Source organism: Natronorubrum halalkaliphilum, from assembly GCF_009834785.1.
Classification (GTDB): Archaea; Halobacteriota; Halobacteria; order Halobacteriales; family Natrialbaceae; genus Natronorubrum; species Natronorubrum halalkaliphilum.
Map to the genome: position 1 here is coordinate 17965 of NZ_WUYX01000029.1, position 21093 is coordinate 39057.

A 21093-nucleotide genomic window follows, 5' to 3' on the forward strand; every position below is an offset into this window, starting at 1 on the left:
CGAGAAGGGAGGGCAATGCATCCGCGCACAACAGCGTTCGTCGAACGCGCTCGCGAGGAGTACGGATTCGAACCGGACGTCGAGGAGTTCCCAGAGGGAACGAAGACGGCGGCTGACGCCGCCGAAGCGGTCGGCTGTGACGTCGCTCAGATCGCCAGTTCGCTCGTCTTCGACGTCGACGGCTCGCTCGTCGTTTCGGTCACCAGCGGCGCGAACCGCGTCGACGAGGGTGCACTCGGCGTTGCGTTCGATGTCTCCGCCGACGCGGTCTCGATGGCCGACGCCGGTCGAATCAAGGAGGAAATCGGCTGGTCGATCGGCGGCGTGCCGCCGTTCTGTCACGATCGATCGGTTCCGGTCGTCATCGACGAAACGCTGCTCGAGCACGAGACCGTCTGGGCCGCGGCGGGAACGCCGGAAGCCGTTTTTCCGATCGACCCCAGCGAGCTACGCCGATTCGCGGATGCCGAGCCGACGGTCGTCACTGAGTGAACAGCGATATCCGTCGGCACTGCTCCGGCACGATTTTTCGGGTCTAGGTCCTCGGATCCCTGTTTTGCTGAAGCCTGTTATCTCCTCTAGTTGTCTTGTTCTCAGATTATTAAGATCGTCAACTTCATTACTAACGAGTCGTAACTCTCGGCTGGTAACTATCATGACCGCAAACCGACGATCGGCAACTCGCCGAAAACTGCTCGCAACATCCGGTTCGATCGCACTGGCTGGTCTCGCCGGCTGTGTGGGTGGTAACGAAGACGATGACGGAAACGGAGACGACGACGACGATCATGGCCACGACGACGACCACGATCACGACGATGATGACGACCACCTCCACGTCGAGGAGTTCCATCTGCTCGACCGAGACCACGACGAAGACGTCATCGCGTACGTCCACGGCGACCACTGGGATCACGGTCCGCTGATGGTTCCGGAGGGCGACTACGTCTCGGTCGGTGCATACGTCGAAGATGACGACGGCCACGAGATCGAACTCGGCGATGGCCTCGAACTCGAGGCCGAGGAAGACGGAAACGACATCCTCGAGATCGACTCGCACGGCGATCATCTCCACATCGAAGGAACCGAAGAAGGGTTCAGCGATCTCATCTTCCACCTCGTCGAGGACGGCGAGGTCGTCTACGAGACGCCCGACGGACATCCGCTCGAGGTCGAAGTCGGTGACGGCGAGCAAGAGTACACGGACCCGGACGACGGTCACGATCATGATCACGACGACGACCACGACCATGATCACGACGACGACCACGACCATGATCACGACGACGACCACGACCACGATCACGACGACGATCACTGATCTCGTCCCTGACCGGTAACCGCTGATTCGGGGGCTCGAGGTTCTACTTCCACCCCCACCGCTCCCGAAAGTCCTCCGGCACCTTTCAGTTGATCGACCGTCCAACGACCCTTGCTAGTTCACACCGAGCTAAGCGCCACAGGTTATTAACATCTGGTAAGAGAATAATAATCCTTTTACCCACTCATCCGTACTGTCGCGTATGAAGCTGTCACGCCGTTCGGTGCTACAAACAGGTGCCGGGGCGCTCGCGATCAGTACGCTCGCTGGCTGTCTGAGCGAGCCCGACAACGGGGACAACCCGGATGGGGGATACGCGGCGTTTTTCACCCTCGAGGATTGGGCCGAACAGATCGCCGGCGACGAAATGAGCTTTGAAAATCCGGTTCCGGCAGGCGAGATGGGACACGGTTGGGAGCCGCCGGGCGACCTCCAGCGCGATATCGCTGAATCCAGCGCGTTCGTCTACCTCGAAACCGTCGAGTTCGCGTGGGCACAGGATGTCGCCGCCGACCTCGAGATCGACTACGACCACGTCGAACTGATCGACGGGATGGCGGGACTCGAGAGCCAGTTGCTCCCGTTGGGAGATGAGGAAGGTGACGGTGCCGATCGTCAACCGGACGAGTACGACGGCGATCCGACCGAGGTTTCAGTCGGTGGATTCGACGTCTACCACCGCTCGTCGGGGACGGAAGTCGCCTACTGGCACAACGATCACTGGCACGGTGCAGTACCAGAAATTGCCGTCGACGGCAGCGTCGCCATCGACGGCATCTTCGAGGACGATGACGGTCGCGTCCTCCCGCTCGGTGAGGACGAACCGTTCCAGATCGACGCTCGCGTCGTCGATGGCGCGGACGAGGACGTCCTCACTATCGAAAGTCGTGGCGATCACATCGTGTTCCGCGGCCACGAAACCGGCCGCACACGGATCGTCTTCGAACTGGTCGCCGACGGGGAAGTCGTCTGGGACACCAGCGCGGACAACATGAGCGTCGACGTTGTCGAAGACGCCGAGCCACCCGAGTCCTACGACCCGCACGTCTGGGTCGACCCCGTCCTCGCACAGGACGTCGTCGAGACTATCGCCGACGGTCTCGCGGAGGTCGATCCGGACAACGCCGAGCTGTACGCCGACAACGCCGCCGAGTACAACGAACGACTCGAGGAGATCCACCAGCAGTTCGAGGAACTGGCTGCGGACGCGGATCGGAACCTCGCAATCCTCGCCGGCCACGACTCGTTCCAGTATCTCGAGCACCGGTACGACTTCGAGCTACACACGCCGGTAAACATCTCTCCCGACGCCGATATCACCGAGGAGGACGTCGCGGAGACGATCGATCTCGTCGACGAACACGGTATCGAGACGATCCTTTACGATCCGTTCGAGAGCCCCGATGGCGAACTCCCGGACACCGCCGAACTCATACTCGAGGGGAGCGGAGCCAGCGACGCGAAACCGATCAGTCCCGTCGAGGGAACGACAGAGGAGTGGAGCGACGACGACTGGGGCTGGGTCGAACAGATGGAGGAGTTGAACCTCCCGTCGCTTCGGCAGGCACTCGATGCGGAGTAGTCGATCGGTTCTCGAAAACAGTGGTCTCGTCGACCAACAACTCGCCGAGGCCGTGCAACTACGTGACAAGCCGATGGAACTGAAACTGGAAGAACTAAGCGCACGCGCGTTTGAGCACGGAGTGAATACACAGTGAGTTCGGTCGTCGACATTCAGAACGTCTCGTTTGCCTACGGTGAGCAGACAGCCGTCGATGACGTCTCTTTGACCATCGAGGAAGGGGATTTCCTCGGATTGATCGGCCCCAACGGCTCGGGCAAGACGACGCTGTTGCATCTCATGCTCGGCCTGCTCTCGCCCGACAGCGGCTCGATCGAACTGTTCGGTCAGTCCGTCGATTCCTTCGACCAGGGCGAACGGATCGGCTACGTCTCTCAGCAGGCGACCAGCCGCGGCGGCACCATGCCCGTCACCGTCCGGGAGTGCGTCCGGATGGGCCGGTTCGCCCACGTCGGCCACTCGAGGCTGACCGACGAGGACCGCCGGATCGCCGAGGAGGCTCTCGAGACGGTCGATATTATGAATCTCGCGGATCGTCGAGTCAACCAGCTGTCCGGCGGCCAGCGCCAGCGAGCGTATATTGCGCGGGCGCTGGCCTCGGAGGCCGACCTGCTCGCACTCGACGAGCCGACCGTCGGCGTCGATGCCGACTCTCGAGACGCCTTCTACCAGTTGCTGGATTCGCTGAACAATGCCGGGATTACCATCGTGCTGATCGAACACGACATCGGCGTCGTCACGGACCGTGCGAATCGTATCGCCTGTATCAATACGGAACTGTATCACCACGGCGACACCGAGTCGTTCGTCGAAAGCGACGCCCTGAGCGAAGCCTACGGTACGACGGGAACGGTCGTCCACCACCACCACTAATCGATGAGTCAGCCTGAAGACACCGCCGTCGACCATGATGTCTCGAACACCGGTGGTTCGGCCCACGTCGCGTCCTCCGATCCGGTACGGACGCTCGAGCTCGTCGGCATCGGACTGGTCGGGGTGCTGGCGGCAGTGATGGTCGGTTTCATCGCGCTCGACTGGCTCCGCCTGTATCCGTACGCTGACAGCTACCCGTTCGTCGAATCGCTGTACTCGGCGACGCGGATCGATCCCATAATCGGACGGCTCTTCGATCAACTCATGATCGTCGGCATGTGGATGGACTACTACCTTGGAACAAACGTCTTCAAGCATCCGTTCATGTGGCGTTCGATCGCGACCGGCGTCCTCATCGGTGTCGTCGCTCCGCTGGTCGGCACCTATCTGGTCCACCGTCAGATGGCACTGATCGGGGAGACGCTCGCCCACACGGCGTTCGCTGGCGTCGCGGTCGGTATCCTCGTCACCGGCTTTACCGGATTTGGCGGCTCCTTGCTGTTCGTCGCACTCATCGTGAGCGTGATCGGCGCGCTGGCCGTCCAGTGGCTCACCGAGCAAACAAGTACGTTCGGGGACGTGCCGATCGCCATCATGCTCAGCGGGAGTTTCGCCGTGGGGACGTTGCTCATTAGCTGGGCTCGAGGCACGGTTGCGGTGACGATCGACATCGAGAGCTTCCTGTTCGGGACGCTCGCGGTCGTCACTCCGGGGGGCGCTCGAATGATGGCCGTGTTGAGCGTCGCCGTCGTCGCAATCGTCGCGTTCACGTACAAACAGCTGCTGTTCATCACGTTCGACGAACAGGCCGCACGGGTCGCCCAGCTCAACGTCAGGTGGTACAACACCCTGCTCGTGGTGATGACGGCGGTCGTCGTCGTCGGCGCGATGCAGGTCCTCGGCGTGATCCTCGTCGCCGGGATGCTCGTCATCCCGGTTGCGGCCGCCTCGCAGATCGCTCGCAGCTTCCGAGAGACGCTGTACCTCTCGATCCTGATCGGACAGGTGTCGGTGCTCGGCGGCTTCGCGTTCGCGATCAGCCAGAGCCTGCCCTCGGGCGGTTCGATCATCGTCGTCGCTATCGCGATATATCTCCTCGCGATCGCTCTCTCCGACCGGTCGCCCGCGCTCTCGATGCACTGAGAGGGACTGCTGTCAGTCAGTACCGGAGAACCGCGAGCCCGGCTCGCTCCAGTGCCACAGTTGCATCGGACCGTCTCATACGGTTTCCTGTAGTCAATTACCGCCGATCACCGACCCCGTCCCTGGTGATCGGGGGTACATAGTTACAACAATCCGTATGAGTCTGCTGCCGGTGTCGTCCGCTGAATCGAACGCGATCCCGTGCCCAACGGATGGGAGGCAGGGATCGGTTTTAATCTATTACGCGCTGACTCATCGAACGATGGGACGGTTATCCGCGCTCTTCGAACCCGAGACTGTCGCCGTGGTCGGTGCGACCGACCGCGAGGGTGCCGTCGGCCGCGCGATCCTCGAGAACCTGCGAGACGGCTTCGCAGGCGAGGTCGTGCCGATAAACCCCAGTCGCGACGAGGTGCTCGGGCTCGAGTGCTACGCAGACATGTCGAGTGCACCGCCGACCGATCTGGCGGTCGTCGTCGTACCGCCGCCGGTCGTCCTCGAGGCGATTCGCGAGATCGGCGAGGCTGGAACGAAACACGTGGTCGTCATCACGGCCGGCTTCTCCGAGACCGGGGGCGAAGGCGCCGAACGGGAACGGGAGTTACGCGAGATCGCCGCGGAGTACGATCTCAACATCGTCGGGCCGAACAGCCTCGGGATCATGTCGACCCCGAACGGGATGAACGCGACGTTCGGTCCCGAAAACGCCCGCGAAGGATCGATTTCCTTTATGAGCCAGTCGGGCGCGTTCATCACCGCCGTCCTCGACTGGGCCAACGAGCAGGAGATCGGCTTTCAGGACGTCGTCTCGCTCGGCAACAAGACCGTCCTCGACGAGACCGACTTCGTCGAAGAGTGGGGTGACGACCCCGATACCGACGTCATTATCGGCTACCTCGAGGGGATCGACCACGGCGACGAGTTCGTCGAGACGGCCCGCGAGGTGACCGACGACACGCCGATCGTCCTCGTCAAATCGGGCCGTACCGACGCCGGCGCACAGGCGGCCTCTTCTCACACCGGGGCGATCGCCGGCAGCGAGCGGGCCTACGAAGCGGGCCTCGAGCAGGCGGGCGTGATCCGCGCGAACTCCGTCCAGGAACTGTTCGACTACGCGCGAGCCCTGTCGGGACTCCCCGAACCGGACTCCGAGGGCGTCGCCGTGGTGACGAACGCGGGCGGCCCCGGCGTGTTGACGACCGACGCCGTCGGCGACTCGCGACTCCGAATGGCCCAGTTCACCGACGAGACGATCGACGATCTGACCGCGGCGATGCCCGACGAGGCCAACGTCTACAACCCGATCGACGCCATCGGAGACGCCGACATCGAGCGCTTCGGCGACGCGCTCGATATCGCGCTCGGCGATCCCAACGTCGGCAGCGCGGTGGTCGTCAGCGCGCCCACGGCCGTCCTCGAGTACGACAAACTCGCCGAGACGGTGATCGAGAAACGCGAGGATCACGACAAGCCCGTCGTCACCTGCCTGATGGGCGGCCAGCGGGCCCGCGCGGCCGAGGAAGTCCTGCGCGAGTTCGGCATTCCGAACTACTTCGACCCCGCACGGGCGGTGTCGGGTCTCGACGCGCTCGCGCGATTCAGCGAGATTCGCGAGCGGACGATCGACGACCCCGAACGGTTCGATGTCGACCGCGAGCGCGCCCGCGAGATTCTCGACCGGGCAACCCGCCGAGACGACAACCGCCTCGGCGTCGAGTCGATGGACCTGCTCGAGGCCTACGGCATTCCGACGCCCGAGGGCGAGATCGTCGACGATCCGGACCGGGCACGCGACGTCGCGGAGTCGATCGACGGCGACGTCGTCATGAAGATCGTCAGCCCCGATATCTCCCACAAGTCGGACATCGGCGGCGTGAAAGTCGGCGTCGCCGACGAGGACGTCTACGACGCCTACGAGGACGTCGTCGCTCGAGCGCGTAACTACCAGCCCGACGCGACGATCCTCGGCGTGCAGATCCAGGAGATGCTCGACCTCGAAACGGCCACGGAGACGATCGTCGGCATGAACCGGGATCCGCAGTTCGGGCCGCTCTTGCTGTTCGGCCTCGGCGGAATCTTCGTCGAAATTCTGGAAGATACGTCCGTTCGGGTCGCCCCGATCGGCGAAGGTGAAGCCCGCGACATGATCGACGAGATTCGGGCCGCGCCGCTGTTGCGCGGCGCTCGCGGCCGCGAACCCGCAGACGTCGAGGCGGTCGTCGAGACGGTCCAGCGACTCTCACAGCTGGTAACCGACTTCCCGGCGATCCTCGAACTCGACGTCAACCCGCTCGTTGCGGGCCCCGATGGCGTACAGGCGATCGATCTCAGACTCACCGTCGATACGGAGGAACTATGACCGATACCGATACTGACACCGATACCGATACCGACACCGAATCCGAACTCGAATCCACGGCCGCCGACACCATCCTCGTCAGTTCGCTCGAGGAGAGCACCGGCAAAACAGCCATCGCGCTGGCGCTTGCCCGTCTCGCGGAGGCGGAAGGCGACAGCGTCGGCTACATGAAGCCGAAGGGGACCCGCCTGCAGAGCAACGTCGGCAAAACCATGGACGAAGATCCGCTGCTCGCCCGGGAGTTACTCGACCTCGACGCGGAGATGCACGACTTAGAGCCCGTGGTCTACTCGCCGACGTTCATCGAGCAGGCGATCCGTGGCCGTGAAGACCCGGCAGAGCTCCGGGAGCGCGTAAGCGAGGCCTTCGAGACGCTCGCGGCGGATCACGACCGGATGTTCCTCGAGGGCGGCGGCGAGTACGACACCGGCGGAATCGTCGACCTCACCGACGTCGACCTCGCCGACCTCTTCGACGCTCGCGTGGTGCTCGTCGCACCGTACTCGATCCCCGGCGACCTCGACGACCTGCTCGCTGCGGCTGAGGCGTTCGGCGACCGACTGGCCGGCGTCATCTTCAACGACATCGCGGACGCGGCGTACGATCCGCTCGAGACCGACGTGGTTCCGTTCCTCGAAGGGCGCGGCATCCCGGTCTTCGGCGTGGTTCCGAGCGAGCAGACGCTCTCGGGTGTGACGGTCGCCGACCTCGCAGCGGAGCTCGGTGCCACGGTACTCGTCGAGGGAGAAACGGACGCGTACGTCGAACGATTTACCGTCGGGGCGATGGGCGCGGACAGTGCCCTTCGACACTTCCGGCGGACCAAAGACGCTGCCGTAATTACGGGCGGCGATCGAGCCGAGATTCACACCGCTGCGCTCGAGGCCCCCGGTGTCCGCTGTCTCATCCTCACTGGCGGCCATCGGCCGTCGGGTGCGGTCGTCGGACAGGCGACGGAGAAGGGCGTACCGATCCTCTCGGTCCAGACGGATACCCTCACGACCATCGAACGGGCCGAAGACGTCGTTCGAAGCGGGCGGGCTCGTGACGCGTCGACCATTGATCGGATGGAAGGACTGCTGACCGATCACGCGGCGGTCGACGCCGTCCTCGAGACCGGCGGCTAGCGACTCGAGGTAACGTGCCGAAGTAGCAGTCCCGGGAGGTTCCAGCCGAGTCACATCCCGGGACGTGCCGGTTGTCAGAGGCACCCCGGCACCAGTCCGTTCACTCGCATCGCGCATATCTGCATTCGTCGCGCCGGGACTCAGGGTCCGGTGGCCATATATAAAGACTGTGGGCATTTAAATAGGGCCGGGTGGTGTACTCTGGAACAGTTAATTCGGTTCGTTCGCCAACACAGTCGTATCCCGTTTCGCCCCGAATTACTTGTAACCGGCTCTCCGTTCGATTACTATATGGGCCGTGAGCCGACGGTGTTCGAGGCTGTTCGAAGTCGTGAGACGCTCCTCCAGCGATTGGCAAACCAGCCGGCAGGTCCCGACGATCTCACCGCGGACCTCGAAGCGTCCCGGTCGACGGTCGACAGGGGGTTGTCCGAACTCCAGCGTATCGGACTCGTCGAGCAAGCCGGCGGGCGCTACCGACTCTCCCACGCCGGAACGCTCGCGCTCGCCGAGTTCGACCGGCTGAGTACACAGTTCGACGCGCTCGTCGATTCCCGCGACCTCCTCGCGTCCATCCCGGCTGCCGTGTCGCTCGATCCGAGTGTACTCGAAAACGCGACCGTCGTCCACGCGGGAGCGACGGCCGCAGATCACTCTGCAAGGGGAGGGGGTGACGGTGAAAGTGACGGTGAGAGCGAGGGGGAACGTCAGACAGCCGCCGAAACCGCGACCAACACTTCCGAGTCGCCGACCGACCCACAGCAGGTGTTCAAGTCCCTGCTCGAGACCGGGACCCGCCTTCGCGGTGTCGCCCCAGGGCTCGAGCACGACCTGGTGACCGCCGTTTGCGACGCGATCTGTAGTACGGAGACGGGATCGGACGGGCTCGAGGTCGAATTCGCACTGCCCGGCGACGCCGTCGAAACCCTGGTGACGACGTTTCGCGAGCCGGCCGGAACTGCGCTCGAAACCGGACGAGTGGCGCTTTTCCAGACGCCCGAGCCGCTTCCCCACGGCCTCGCGGTGATCGAGCGTGACGACGGCGACGGCGATAGGGATAGGGATAGGAACGACAGCGCAGCCGAACTCGACATCGGTGACGACCCCGTCATCGTACTCGCCGTCTGTGACGAAAGCGGCGTTCGGGGTGTGATCGTTACGGACGATGCCGACGCACTCGAGTGGGCGAGAACGCGTCTCGACGAAGTTTGGGCAGACACAGAGTCCCTCTCAGCGCCGCACAATCCCTGATCTCGTCGCCGCAAGTCGATCCCACCCGATCACGAATCGATGACTGTTATGTCTGACCAAGAATTAAGAGTCCACCACGCATGAGGCCAGACATGGACGATACTCCCCAGGAGATTACCTCTCTCGTTGGACGTGAGGTGTACTCGAATAACGGCGTGTTCGTCGGCGAAGTCGAAGATCTGCGGCTGAACGTCGACGGCGAAACCGTGACCGGACTCGCACTCGGCAATCTGAACACCGAACTGTTTACAGACGCAGCCCGTGGCGGGCAAGGCGTCATCGTTCCCTATCGATGGGTCCGTGCCGTCGGCGACGTGATCCTGATCAACGACGTCGTCGAACGCGTGCGCCAGCCCGACGAGGAAGAGGACGAACTGATCGCCTGAGCCAGACCTCCGTTCCGGTGTTCCTTGCGTCGCTCAGCGGATCCACCTGTGACTGTGACAGCGGACCGTCTGAGAACCGACGGCTCTTCTCTCCGACCCCTTCTTCGCTCGAGTTCCGTTAACTCCCGTTCGAGCCTTCAGTCCCTTCGACACCCATCGCGTCGAACAGCGTCCGTTTGACCGCTTCCTCGGTCAACTCGAGCAGCGTATCCCGGGTGTCCTCCGAGATCTCGATCCCAGTGAAGATGCCGAGCGGGATCTCCGCGCTGGCCTGCGTCGAATGGCCCGCGGTCTCGCCCATCTCGCCGTAGGCGTCCTCGAGAACCTTGCCGATGTTGATGCGAATGTCCTTCGAGCGGCCGGCGAGGAAGATGGTCTCGTCGGCGATGCCGAAGACCGCGGTGGTGGTGACCCCCTCGAGATTCAGCAGGTGGCTCGCGGCCTGCGTGAGGGCTTCGCGATCGCGAACGAAGCCGGCGTTGGAGACGAGATGACTCCCCTGTACGTCCCGGTTGGCGATGGCTTCGGCGAGGACGTCCAGCGTCTCGGGGGACATCGACGGCGACTCCACCTGCTCTAAGGTGTCGTGGTTCGCGAAGGGGTAGAGATACGCCGCGGCGGTGAGGTCGGCGGGGGTCGTGTCGCGTTTGAAATCCAGCGTCTCGGCCCGGATACCGTAGAGAAGCGCGGTCGCAACCTCCTCCGAGACGTTCATGTCGAACTCCTGGATGTACTTCGTCATGATCGTCGACGTCGAGGACATGTTGGGCCGGATGTCGACGAACTCGGGTTCGTACTCTTCGTCGGCTTCGTGGTGGTCGACGACGATGTCGACCGAGAGCTCCATCTCGGTCGAGGTCGCGTGATCGACGAGGGCGACGGTGTCGTACACTGAATGGTCTTCGATTTCGTCCCACTGCACGAGGTCGATCCCGAGCAGGTTGACGAACGCCCGATTCTCCTGGTGGCCGACGTCGCCCAGATAGATGATATCCGATTCGATTCCCAGGTGCGTCGCGATCGCCTGCAGGGCCGCCGCGCTGGCGATCGAGTCCGGATCCGGACTGTCCTGGGTGACGATCGCCAGCCGTTCGCCGGTTTCTTCTAACAGTTGGGCGAGTTTCCCCGCGTTGTACTCGAGTTCGCCCGACTCCAGCGCCCGAAGCGCCGACTCGGCGATCACCGAGGAGGGGTTGATGACGATATCCGCGCCGAGTTCGGATAGTTCGTCCCCGGAGACGGGATCGCTCGCCCGCGCGACGACGAACTGGGTGTCGTCGACGGCGCGGATGTGTTCGACGGCCCGCTTGTTCGATTCGACGTCCGAAGCCAGAATGAGGACGACGTCGCGGTCGGCGACGAGGTCCGCGGCTTCGGGTTCGCGAATGTCTGCGGTGCGGGCGTCTAAGTCCTGATCGCGGAGCGATTCGACGCGGCTCTCATCCCGGTCGATGATGAGGACGTCTTTCCCCTGCTCGACGAGTTCCTCCGCGACGGCGTAGCCGACGCTCCCACAGCCCAAGATAGCGTAGTCAGAGATCGATGAGATCGTAACCCCCGTGCTCATTGAACGTGTGGTCGGACCGACCACACTTAACGCTCCCGAAGATTGTTACATCGCGAATATCACAGGGGAGAGCGCGGGGAAATCTGTGAGACGGCGAACGTGTGTCCGTCACTGCCACAACGCCCACCAAGGGAAACGTATTTCACTTCCCACCGAAAAGTCGCAGGTACAGGGCCGGTAGCTCAGTTCGGCAGAGCGTCTGACTCTTAATCAGACGGTCGCGTGTTCAAATCGCGCCCGGCCCGCTTTTGCGACGAACAATTTCGTGAGGAGTAAAGCGGCCAGGGCGATTTGAACGCAGGGAGTGGAAGGTGAGCGACGCCGAAGGCGGAGCGAACGGGAACGACCGTGTGTTCAAATCGCGCCCTACTTGCTCGAGTCCGGGCCCGATCTATGAGGGTGTGCGAATCCCACGGGTTACTCGAGCCTACGTCTGCGAAGACCACGGCCGCGTTCGAGCGACTCGGCCGGTTTACTGCTCGAGGGGCCTCGATAACCGGACTCGAGCGGACGGATTCGTCGCCAATTCACCAAGAAAACACACCTTCTCCCTAATTAATGGTGTAGTTTAACATAGCACATGGCGTAGAACGATCCGTAATGAGTTACGACCAAGACTCCGCCGAGAGCGAACTGAGCAACAAGGAGGAAACCGAAATCCCGATCGGTGAACCGCAAGAACCCGAACGCCGAGAGTCCAACATGTGGCGGTGTCGAGGCTGCGGCGAGATGGGCAAGTTCGATGGAACGCTGCCCGAGGAATGTCCCGGGTGCGCGGCTCCGAAAGAGGACCTGTATTACTGGGAAGAAGACTGATCGGTGACTCGAGAAGGCGTTTTTTGGTCGCAATTCGTTGCCGGACGACAGACCGAGACGGGGGACCCCGGAAACGGATCGCCGTTCGCAGTGACAGTCACGTCGAGTCTAACAGCGAAGCGATACCACGGCGAGTTATAAGGCGACGCACCTCGTAGCTCTCGAGCGACCATGTCCGTCACCTACGAGGGAATCACGTTCGAGCGACTCGGCCACGCGAGCAACCGACTCGAAACCGGCGACGGGACCGTCATCTACATCGATCCGTGGGATGAGGTCCTCGAGGGCGAACCGGGCGACGGCGACATCGTCTTCGTCACCCACGACGACTTCGATCACTACGATCCGGAGGCGATCGAGGCCGTCGCCGGCGACGACGCCACCGTCGCGGTCTTCGAGGCTGTCGACACCAGCGACCTCGAGCGCGATGTCGTCGATCTTCCGCACGCGGGCGAGACGACCGTCGACGGGATCGCGGTGGAGACGGTCCCGGCCTACAACGAGTCCGACGGCGAGCACGTCGACGACGACGGAAACCCGTTCCACGCCGAGGGAGAGGTGATCGGCCTTCACCTGACGATCGACGACACGACGGTCTTCGTCCCGTCGGATACGGACTTCCTCGAGCACCACGAGGCGATCAGCGCCGACGTGTTCGTCCCGCCGATCGGCGGCCACTACACGATGGATCGCCACGAGGCCGCCGAGTTCGCCCGGAGCGTCGATCCCGAACTCGTGCTGCCGGAACACTATGACACGTTCGAGGCGATCGAGACCGACGCCGAGGCGTTCGTCGCCGATCTCGAGGCGGACGGGATTCGCGTCGAACTGTTCTGAGAACGTCTCGAGGATCCGATTGCGATCACTCATACAGTCTGCTGTCCCCGTCTACCGGAGACCGCGAGCAGTTGTGCGGTCGCGCCGGTACTGACGGATAGGAGACCGTATCAGACGGTCTGTCTCTCGGGTTCGGTGACGGCGGGAGCGCTTCCGACGGTTATCTCGCCGGTACTGTCGATGCGAACGGTGTGGCCGTTGTAGCGAAACTCGATCGTGGGCCGTCGATCCGGGTCGTTCGACCGGAACAGCGAGTCGAGCGCGTCCGTATCGATAGCGGTGTGAAGCGGTGGTCGAAGCTCTTCTACGGGGACGCCTTCGCGGTCGGCGACCTGCTGGGCGACTTCGAAACTGATCGGCCGTTCCTGGCTCATACCCGCCGCTGCCAGACTTCGACACATAAAACCAGGTGTTCGTCTACTGACGCGTGTCTGACGAAGGGCAGACGGACGGGGGCGAGTACCGATCACCGAGACACCCGGCGCGGTTTTGACACCGGTCGGACGATCGGCGCGGTCACTCTTCCCACACCCTGGGAACTCCCGACGGGTGAAATACCGGTTCGGAACGAACTAGCAGTTATGACAGCCGAGCCACCACAGACCGACGACGAAATCAAGCGAGCGGTCGTCGACCGCGTGCGGGAGGTCCAGATACCGGGGGGTGACCTGATCAGCGAACAGTTGCTCGAGGACATCACCGTCGAGGACGGCGTCGTCACGTTCGTCGTGGCCTTCAGCCGGCTCGATCAGGCGATGGCGGATCGCGTCACCGATCAGTTACACGGTGCGGGGCTCGCAACGCAGGGCGTCGAACACGCCCGAATCGAAGCCGTTGACGCCGAAGCGCCCGAGACGGGGCTGCCCGTCACCGGCGTCGACTCGATGATCGCCGTCGGGAGCGCGAAGGGGGGCGTCGGGAAGACGACGGTCACCGTCTCCCTCGCGCGAGCGCTCGACGCGGCAGGGTTGGACGTCGCCGTCTTCGACGCGAACGTCCACGCGCCCGATGCGCCAGACCTGCTGGACGCCGAGGGCCCGGTTCAGTCGACGCCGTCGGGGAGTCCGATGCCCGTAAACGCGGACGGTATCGAGGTCATCAGCATCGAACTCATTGCCGAGGACGGGCCGGTCGCCTGGCGCGGGGCGATGGTTCATGACGTCGTGACCGACCTGCTCGGCAACGCCGTCTGGCAGAACCGGGACGTCTTGCTCGTGGACCTCCCGCCGGGAATCGGCGAAGCGGTCACGACGCTGGTCCAGCAGGCACCCCTCGACGGCGCGTTGCTCGTCAGTACGCCGACCGACGAGGGGGCCCGCGCAACCGAGCGCACGGGGGCGCTGTTCGACGCTTACGAGGTCCCGACCATCGGCGTCGTTCCGAACATGGTCGCGACGGAAGCCGAGGATGCCGCGTCGCCGTTCGAGGGCGACGGCCGATCCCTCGCGGACGATATCGAGTCCGTCGACGTGGCGACCGAATCGATCGAGCCGATTCCGTTCGATCCGTCGCTCCGAGAGCCGCTCGCGATCGACTTCGACGAGCCGTCGACGCCGGGCGAAACCGCGATCGAATCGCTCGCCGGAACCGTCCGGGAGTACCTCGCGGACGCCAGCGGCTCCGAAGCGCCCGCCGACGCCGTCGACCTCCGCGGGCTCCCGCCGGCGGCGACCCAACAACAGGCGCTCGCCGAGTTCGGCGTCGCGGGCGACTCGCCGGTGTCGATGCTGATGCGCGGGAACCCGGACGAACTCATCGACGTCGTCGATGATCGACTCGAGTTCGACGGGCGCTCGCTCGCCCGGACAGCCGTCGACGACCTCGGACACGAGGGCTGGCTGATCGAACTCGAACTCGAGACGGACGCCGATCCGTCGAAGCCGTCGAAATCGGAGCCGACGGCGTAGTCGGCTGGCTCCTGGCGAGTACTGCGCGAAAAACGGTGATTCATCTCGTTCGTTTTGTCCGTCTCCGTTCGGCATCCGAAAGAATCGCGGTCAGCTGTGAGGGCGTCCCGACTACCGTCCTTCGTACTCCGGTTCGCGATCCTCGAAGAAGGCGTTGACGCCCTCCTCGTGGTCGTCCGTCTCGAAGATAATCCCCTGAGCCGTCGCCTCGTCGGTCATTGCTTGCTCGAGTGACTTCTCCAGACCCTCGCCGACGAGCCGGTTGGCGTGGCGCAACGCGATGGGCGGCCCGGAGACGATCTTCTCGACGAACGCCTCGACCTCGTCGTCGAACGACGCTTCGTCGTAGACGTGATTGACGAGTCCGAGCTCCTTCGCTCGATTCGCGTCGATGATGTCGCCGGTCAGGACGAGTTCCTTGGCGACGTTTTCCCCGACGATCCGGGGGAGCAGGTAGGAGGTACCGGCGTCGACACTCAGCCCGACCTGCCGGAACACGAAGCCGAAGACGGCGTTTTCGCTGGCCAGTTGCACGTCACAGGCGATCGCGAGGTTCGCACCCGCACCCACGGCGGGCCCGTCGACGAGGGCGATCGTCGGGACCGGCACGTCCACGACCCGGCCGATCAGTGCGTTCGTGGACCGCTCGAGGCGACGCACTCGATCATCGGCCGGGACCTCGTTCTGGATCCCTTCGACCATCCGTTCGATGTCGCCGCCGGCCGAGAACGCGCCGCCGGAGCCCTCGAACAGGACACAGCGGGCGTCGCTATCCTCGATCTCGTCGAGCGCGGCGAGGATGCCGTCGGCGATCTCCGCCGAGAGGGCGTTTCGCCGGTCGGGCTGGTTCAGTGTGATCCGCGCGACGCCGTCGTCCTCGATCTCGAGGAGAACTGCCTCGCCGAGAGCCATTATTCGGCCTCCGTTTCGGCGTCGTCCTGTTCACGGAGCTTGAACTTCTGGACCTTGCCGGTGGTGGTTCGGGGCAGTTCCTCGACGAACTCGACCTCGCGGGGGTGTTTGTACTCCGCGAGGTTGGTCAGACAGTACTCCCTGATCTCGTCTTCGGTGATCTCGGCGTCGGGCGTGGGGACGATGAACGCCTTGACGGTCTCGCCGCGGCGCTCGTCCGGAATGCCGGCGACGGCGACGTCGGCGACGGCCTCGTGCTCGAAGAGCAACTCCTCGACTTCCCGCGGGTAGACGTTGTAGCCGCCGGTGACGATCATGTGTTTCTCGCGGTCGACGACGTAGAAGAAGCCGTCCTCGTCGCGATAGCCCAGATCGCCGGTGTGGAACCACCGCTTTCCGTCACGTTCGGTGAACGCCTCCTCGTTGGCCTCGGGGAGGCCGTAGTAGCCTTTCATCACGTTCGGCCCGGAAACGACGATCTCGCCGGTGATCTCGTCGAGATCCGCTTCGTCCTCGTCGATCGGTCCCTCCTCGACCGGTGGGACGTCCTCGAAGTCGTCGGTGACGACCCTCGAGTCGACGCCGGGAACGGTCTTGCCGATACTCCCGACCCGACGGCCCTCGACGGGGCTGTTGAAGTGCGTGATGGGGCTCGTCTCGGTCAGTCCGTACCCCTCGTAGACCGTCGGCTCGTATAGCTCCTCGAACCGGCGCAGGACCTCGACCGGGATGCCGGAGCCGCCGACGCCGCACAGCCGCACCGACGACAGGTCGAACTCCTCGGCGTTTGGCTGGTTGATAACGTCGTTGTACATCGCCGGCACGCCGTGCATCAGCGTGAGTTCCTCGTCCTCGATGAGCGAGATCGCCTTCTGGGCGTCCCACTCGGGCATCGGGTAGTACGCGCCGCCGTGGAACAGCGTGGAATTCATCACGACGGTCATGCCGTAGATGTGGAACAGCGGGAGGACCCCGAGCTGCTTGTCGTCGGACCTGATGCCGTCGGGAATCAGTTCCGACGCCGCGTTCGCGTTCGACGCGAGATTTTCATGGGTGAGCTGGACGCCCTTCGGCTGTCCGGTCGTCCCCGAGGTGTAGGGCTGGACCGCGACGTCGTCGTCCGCCCGGTCGGCGATATCCGGATCGCCGGGCTCGAGAAACTCCGTGAACTCGGTCGCGCCCTCGGCGTCCCCGCCGACGCTCACGATGTGTTCGACGCTCGTCTCGTCCTGCACTTCGGTCACGAACGGCACGAGATCGGCCAGCGCGACGACCACTTTCGCCTCGCTGTCCCCGAGCAGATGGCCGATCTCGCGGGCCTTGTACTGCGGGTTCATCGGAACGACTGTCCCGCCCATCCGAAGCGTTCCGTGGAAGGCGATCAGAAACGGCGGGACGTTCGGCAGATAGATCGCGACCCGATCGTCGGCTTCGATGCCGCGCTCCTCGAGCGCCGTCGCAAAGGCACCGGTTTGCCCCCAAAACTCCTCGTAGCTCGTTTCGGACCCCTGAAATCCAACCGCGGTATTCGCGCCGTGTTCCTCGACGGCGGCCGCGAGATTAGTGACAAGATTTGTCATAGTCCGTGCGGTACGTTTTCGTGTACCGTAAAAAAGATTGTTAAAGACTGAGAGGGCTGCCTAATCATTGGAAACTGCTCGGCGGTTGTCCGTCGGGTCCGGAACTCGAGTCCGGCGGCGTTTGTCGCTGTCGACCGATCAGTTATCCGGAAAGATGCCCTCCGGCTCGAGGGCCTCGAGCGGCCCGACGTGTTCGCCGGTGGTCGCGTACTGGCAGAGAGCGGTCCGGACGATCACGCCGAGGGCCTGTCTGATGACGACCGTCGGGACGAGTCCAGTGAAACGCGACTCGAGGCTATATACGTCCGTATATCCAATACGCCCACTATGTACCAGGACGTTCTCATTCCGACGGACGGGAGCGACGGGACCCGCCAATCGATCTCGCACGGCCTGACGATCGCGGATCGTTTCGACGCGACGGTCCACGCCCTCTCGATCGTGCCGGAGGGGCCACTCGGCACGCTGCAGAACGATGCTGCAGTCCCCGCAGCCCACCGAGCGGTCGAGCGCATCGAAACCGAGGCGGCCGGAGAGGGCGTCGAGACCGTGACGGCGGTCGAGCAGGGCGTCCCGCACGAGGAGATCCTCGAGTACGCCGAGGAGAACGATATCGATATAATCGTCATGGGGACCCAGGGGCGGACCGGTCTCGACCGCGTGCTCGTCGGCAGCGTCACCGAACGGGTCGTCCGCATGGCCGACGTACCCGTCGTGACCGTTCGCCTGACCGACGAGATCCGGATCGACGACGCCGCGGAAGCCGAAGGGATCGCCCGAAAGGCGCTCACGGCGGACGAACCCGGAACCGATGCGGACGGCGTGACGCTCCTCGAGGAACCGCATCGAACCAGCGCCTCCTGGATCGTCCCGTTCGAGACCGAGTCGGGCACCGTCCACGTTCACGTCGACGCGCTGTCCGGCGACGCGCGGATCGCGAGACGACCCGAATAGCCGCCGCCCGCTATGCGGGGCGACTCGGTGGGACCCTCGTGACTCGCAACTCTCGACCCACGACTCTCGACTCCCGATCCGTTGCCCTCGCACGCCGGTTCGATCGTCCCGAGCAATCACTCGAGTCGTATCCTCGACTCGACTCCGCCCCCGTTCGCTCCGACGCGACCGTTTCGCTGCGGCGACCGGTGTAGTCCTGCTCTCGTTGTTAATCGGTGCCAACAGTCCGGTAACGGCTCCCATCAAAGCTACAGGAGTAATCACATGACTCAAATATCCAATTTGGTTGTACAACGGTCGCACGTACTTTTGGTCTGATTCGGGCTGGCGACGGGTTGAGGGAGACACGTGAACAGACGAACGCTTTTGCGAGGGGTTGCGGCTGGAAGTATCGTCCCGGCCACCTACGTCGGAACCGCAGCAGTAGCATCCGAGAGCAACGAGACGCCGGTATCCGTCCGAATCGTCGAAGCCTCGGAGACGGTCGCCGGTGGGGACCTGCTCGAGTGGACCGTCGAAGTCGAGAACCAGACGGACCGGTCGGCCCGGCCGACGCTGGAGTATTTCGTCGACGGCGACCCGGCGGGAAGCGTGACGCTGACGGTCGACCCCGGGGAGACGGAACGACCGTTCTCCTCGAGTTATCGGACCGAGCCCGTCGCGCGTGACGAGGACGTGACGCTCCGCGTCGAAGCCAACGGCGACGCGGACGAACGGACCGTTCGACTGCTCGGCGTCGAGGAACTGGACGGCGAACGGCGCTTCCCCGACCGAGAACTCGCCGTCCAGCCGGAGACGACGGTCCACTTCGAAGTCGGGGGGACCGATCCAGACGCGTCCCAGACCACTGTCTGGTGGGTCAACGGCGAGCGCGTCGGCGACACGCTGGCGAGTCCGTGGCAGGCCGTCTATTATGTGGAGCAAGCCGCCCACTACTGGCAGGAGACGTTCGACACGGCGGGAACACACGACGTGGTCGCCGGCGTCGAAATCGACGGCGAACAGTACCGAGCGAGCTGGACCGTTACCGTCACGCCGGACGGTCTCGCCGAGCCCACCATCGAGGGCGCGAGACCGGAGCCCGGCACGCTCGAAGCCGACCGCGACGAAACCACCACGCTCGAGGTCGACGTCGCCGATCCGGACGAGAACCTCGAGCGCGTCGTCTGGTGGCTCAGCCAGGCGGACGTCATCCTCGGGGAGAGTGAGGTCTCGGGGGCCACGGATACGGCGACGCTCACCGTCGACGGCGGGTTCTGTCACACCTGCCACATCATCCCATGGGTGATCACGAGCGACGGAACGTTCGCCGGCGACTCGGTGTGGCAGGCCGTCGATCCGACCATCGGTACCGGTGACGCCGAACTCGATCTGACGATCACGGCGACGAACGATCCCGTGGACGCGGGCGAGATTCTCGAGGTGACCGCGGACTGTGAGAACACCGGCACCGAGCCGGTCGAACAGTCGGTCGACCTGATCGTCGGTCACGATCCCCAGCGGGTCGATACCCGAACCGTCGCCGTCGACGGCGGGGCGACCGAAACGGTGGTTCTCGAGTTCGAAACGGCGGTGGTCTCGCGGACGCAGACGTTCCCCGTCCGCGTCGAGGGTCCCGACGATTCGGACGAGCGAACGGTCGAAGTGATCGGTACCGAGGCGGCCGCGCCGGAACTGGACGTAACCATCACCGGGGTCAACGACCCCGTCGACGCGGGCGAGCTGCTCGAGGTGACCGTCGACTGCGAGAACGCGGGGGATCAGGAACTCACCCGGTCGGTGGATCTCATCGTCGGCCACGACCCGACACTGGTCGATAGCCGGTCCGTGACCGTCGCGGCCGAAAGGAGCGAAACGGTTGTCCTCGAGTTCGAGACGGCTCCCGTACCGAACGATCAGTCGTTCCCTGTGCGGGTCGAAACCGACGGCAGCACGGACGAACGCACCGTTCAGGTGTGGGGAACCGGCGGGTAGCCGACGGCGGGTCCACCGCCGTCGCCGGCTGAACGCTTGGTGAACGGACGACGTCGTCCCCGTATTGTGGGTGCAGTGGAGTGGCTTCCAGTGAGGGACGCGATGAGACGGAGACCAGTCCGTAAGCCGACGGTTGTCGGCCGATACCGGCCGGTCTGGCGCGTCACTGACTCGAGAGTACGCTACCGGTGGCGAAGCCACCTACATAATTTGGGAATAAACCTTTCACTATCAGCGACCTTCATAGCAATGACGAGAGTCGAACACCTGTCGTTGCCACGAACGGGGGTTCAACTCTGAGACATCACCTCTCGTCACCCGATCATCAATTGTTCCAACGTCAGCCGTCACCGGCTGGCATTTTTGCACACAACGAATTAAGAGGAAAGTCGTCGCTCAGGCGTAGGTTTGAACCTGAGAATTTAAGCCAGGGCGGGGATTTGAACCCCGGGAGTCTCGATTACAAGTCGAGTGCATGAACCGCCCATGCTCCCCTGGCGCAGT

Annotated in this window: 18 protein-coding genes and 2 tRNA genes; 15 read left to right on the forward strand and 5 right to left on the reverse strand. The window is 63.8% G+C overall.

Translation table 11 applies throughout. From position 1 onward, the window contains the following. Positions 1–15 precede the first annotated feature (15 nt). From GS429_RS09360 to GS429_RS09400, 9 genes are all read left to right on the forward strand, one after another. A complete protein-coding gene (locus GS429_RS09360) occupies positions 16–492 on the forward strand; it encodes a YbaK/EbsC family protein (protein ID WP_160064900.1) in 477 nt (158 codons plus the stop codon). A 247-nt stretch (positions 493–739) separates the two neighbouring features. Continuing rightward, positions 740–1321, forward strand: coding sequence for a hypothetical protein (locus tag GS429_RS09365; protein ID WP_328821321.1), 582 nt, complete (start codon positions 740–742; stop codon positions 1319–1321). Positions 1322–1523: 202 nt separating this feature from the next. Then, positions 1524–2903, forward strand: coding sequence for a metal ABC transporter substrate-binding protein (locus GS429_RS09370; RefSeq protein ID WP_160064904.1), 1380 nt, complete (start codon positions 1524–1526; stop codon positions 2901–2903). A 132-nt stretch (positions 2904–3035) separates the two neighbouring features. Beyond that, the gene (locus tag GS429_RS09375) at positions 3036–3776 is read left to right on the forward strand and encodes a metal ABC transporter ATP-binding protein (RefSeq protein WP_090306966.1); all 741 of its coding nucleotides are present in this window, start codon (positions 3036–3038) and stop codon (positions 3774–3776) included. 3 nt (positions 3777–3779) lie between these two features. After that, positions 3780–4919: a metal ABC transporter permease gene (locus GS429_RS09380; protein WP_160064906.1), complete on the forward strand. Its 1140-nt coding sequence runs from the start codon at positions 3780–3782 to the stop codon at positions 4917–4919. A gap of 262 nt (positions 4920–5181) precedes the next feature. After that, a complete protein-coding gene (locus tag GS429_RS09385) occupies positions 5182–7278 on the forward strand; it encodes an acetate--CoA ligase family protein (RefSeq protein WP_160064908.1) in 2097 nt (698 codons plus the stop codon). Next, entirely contained in the window at positions 7275–8405 is a 1131-nt protein-coding gene (locus GS429_RS09390; protein ID WP_160064910.1) for a phosphotransacetylase family protein, read from the forward strand. The genes GS429_RS09385 and GS429_RS09390 overlap by 4 nt, the downstream gene beginning before the upstream one ends. A 291-nt stretch (positions 8406–8696) precedes the next feature. Then, complete coding sequence (locus GS429_RS09395; protein WP_160064912.1) at positions 8697–9656, forward strand: helix-turn-helix transcriptional regulator; 960 nt, start codon at positions 8697–8699, stop codon at positions 9654–9656. Between the two features lie 92 nt (positions 9657–9748). Next, the gene (locus GS429_RS09400; protein ID WP_160064914.1) at positions 9749–10042 is read left to right on the forward strand and encodes a PRC-barrel domain-containing protein; all 294 of its coding nucleotides are present in this window, start codon (positions 9749–9751) and stop codon (positions 10040–10042) included. A gap of 118 nt (positions 10043–10160) precedes the next feature. Here GS429_RS09400 and GS429_RS09405 read toward each other — a convergent pair whose 3' ends face one another. Further along, the gene (locus GS429_RS09405) at positions 10161–11609 is read right to left on the reverse strand and encodes a DHH family phosphoesterase (RefSeq protein ID WP_160064916.1); all 1449 of its coding nucleotides are present in this window, start codon (positions 11607–11609) and stop codon (positions 10161–10163) included. A gap of 171 nt (positions 11610–11780) precedes the next feature. Here GS429_RS09405 and GS429_RS09410 point away from each other — a divergent pair. The 3 genes from GS429_RS09410 (at position 11781) to GS429_RS09420 (ending at position 13262) form a co-directional block, all read left to right on the forward strand. After that, positions 11781–11854: transfer RNA gene (locus GS429_RS09410), tRNA-Lys, on the forward strand. A 355-nt stretch (positions 11855–12209) separates the two neighbouring features. Next, positions 12210–12425, forward strand: coding sequence for a DUF7130 family rubredoxin-like protein (locus tag GS429_RS09415; RefSeq protein ID WP_160064918.1), 216 nt, complete (start codon positions 12210–12212; stop codon positions 12423–12425). Positions 12426–12596: 171 nt separating this feature from the next. After that, positions 12597–13262 (forward strand): MBL fold metallo-hydrolase, encoded by a 666-nt coding sequence (locus GS429_RS09420; protein ID WP_160064920.1) that lies wholly within the window; start codon positions 12597–12599, stop codon positions 13260–13262. A 110-nt stretch (positions 13263–13372) separates the two neighbouring features. Here GS429_RS09420 and GS429_RS09425 read toward each other — a convergent pair whose 3' ends face one another. Next, positions 13373–13636, reverse strand: coding sequence for a HalOD1 output domain-containing protein (locus GS429_RS09425; protein WP_160064922.1), 264 nt, complete (start codon positions 13634–13636; stop codon positions 13373–13375). A 207-nt stretch (positions 13637–13843) separates the two neighbouring features. On the opposite strand from GS429_RS09425, the gene GS429_RS09430 reads away from it, so the two are divergent. Further along, complete coding sequence (locus GS429_RS09430; RefSeq protein ID WP_160064924.1) at positions 13844–15169, forward strand: P-loop NTPase; 1326 nt, start codon at positions 13844–13846, stop codon at positions 15167–15169. A 111-nt stretch (positions 15170–15280) separates the two neighbouring features. Here GS429_RS09430 and GS429_RS09435 read toward each other — a convergent pair whose 3' ends face one another. Both GS429_RS09435 and GS429_RS09440 read right to left on the reverse strand, forming a co-directional pair. Further along, positions 15281–16081 carry an enoyl-CoA hydratase/isomerase family protein gene (locus GS429_RS09435; protein ID WP_160064926.1) on the reverse strand — a complete coding sequence of 267 codons (801 nt, stop codon included), beginning with the start codon at positions 16079–16081 and terminating at the stop codon, positions 15281–15283. Next, positions 16081–17661, reverse strand: a complete 1581-nt coding sequence (locus GS429_RS09440) for a long-chain-fatty-acid--CoA ligase (RefSeq protein ID WP_160064928.1) — start codon at positions 17659–17661, stop codon at positions 16081–16083. Before GS429_RS09440 ends, GS429_RS09435 begins: the two co-directional genes overlap by 1 nt. Before the next feature lie 327 nt (positions 17662–17988). Here GS429_RS09440 and GS429_RS09445 point away from each other — a divergent pair, with 327 nt between their 5' ends. Both GS429_RS09445 and GS429_RS21815 read left to right on the forward strand, forming a co-directional pair. Beyond that, positions 17989–18615, forward strand: a complete 627-nt coding sequence (locus GS429_RS09445) for a universal stress protein (protein WP_160064930.1) — start codon at positions 17989–17991, stop codon at positions 18613–18615. Between the two features lie 348 nt (positions 18616–18963). After that, positions 18964–20589, forward strand: a complete 1626-nt coding sequence (locus GS429_RS21815; protein ID WP_201293993.1) for a COG1361 family protein — start codon at positions 18964–18966, stop codon at positions 20587–20589. A 425-nt stretch (positions 20590–21014) separates the two neighbouring features. On the opposite strand, the gene GS429_RS09455 is transcribed toward GS429_RS21815, so the two are convergent. Continuing rightward, positions 21015–21088 (reverse strand) — tRNA-Thr (locus GS429_RS09455). Between the last annotated feature and the right edge of the window lie 5 nt (positions 21089–21093).

Excerpts from the sequence above, each read along its gene's own strand:
- GS429_RS09360 (WP_160064900.1), top strand. The coding sequence starts at position 16 with ATGCATCCGCGCACAACAGCGTTCGTCGAACGCGCTCGCGAGGAGTAC.
- GS429_RS09370 (WP_160064904.1), top strand. The coding sequence starts at position 1,524 with ATGAAGCTGTCACGCCGTTCGGTGCTACAAACAGGTGCCGGGGCGCTC.
- GS429_RS09380 (WP_160064906.1), top strand. The coding sequence starts at position 3,780 with ATGAGTCAGCCTGAAGACACCGCCGTCGACCATGATGTCTCGAACACC.
- GS429_RS09385 (WP_160064908.1), top strand. The coding sequence starts at position 5,182 with ATGGGACGGTTATCCGCGCTCTTCGAACCCGAGACTGTCGCCGTGGTC.
- GS429_RS09390 (WP_160064910.1), top strand. The coding sequence starts at position 7,275 with ATGACCGATACCGATACTGACACCGATACCGATACCGACACCGAATCC.
- GS429_RS09395 (WP_160064912.1), top strand. The coding sequence starts at position 8,697 with ATGGGCCGTGAGCCGACGGTGTTCGAGGCTGTTCGAAGTCGTGAGACG.
- GS429_RS09400 (WP_160064914.1), top strand. The coding sequence starts at position 9,749 with ATGGACGATACTCCCCAGGAGATTACCTCTCTCGTTGGACGTGAGGTG.
- GS429_RS09405 (WP_160064916.1), bottom strand. The coding sequence starts at position 11,609 with ATGAGCACGGGGGTTACGATCTCATCGATCTCTGACTACGCTATCTTG.
- GS429_RS09415 (WP_160064918.1), top strand. The coding sequence starts at position 12,210 with ATGAGTTACGACCAAGACTCCGCCGAGAGCGAACTGAGCAACAAGGAG.
- GS429_RS09420 (WP_160064920.1), top strand. The coding sequence starts at position 12,597 with ATGTCCGTCACCTACGAGGGAATCACGTTCGAGCGACTCGGCCACGCG.
- GS429_RS09425 (WP_160064922.1), bottom strand. The coding sequence starts at position 13,636 with ATGAGCCAGGAACGGCCGATCAGTTTCGAAGTCGCCCAGCAGGTCGCC.
- GS429_RS09430 (WP_160064924.1), top strand. The coding sequence starts at position 13,844 with ATGACAGCCGAGCCACCACAGACCGACGACGAAATCAAGCGAGCGGTC.
- GS429_RS09435 (WP_160064926.1), bottom strand. The coding sequence starts at position 16,081 with ATGGCTCTCGGCGAGGCAGTTCTCCTCGAGATCGAGGACGACGGCGTC.
- GS429_RS09440 (WP_160064928.1), bottom strand. The coding sequence starts at position 17,661 with ATGACAAATCTTGTCACTAATCTCGCGGCCGCCGTCGAGGAACACGGC.
- GS429_RS09445 (WP_160064930.1), top strand. The coding sequence starts at position 17,989 with ATGTACCAGGACGTTCTCATTCCGACGGACGGGAGCGACGGGACCCGC.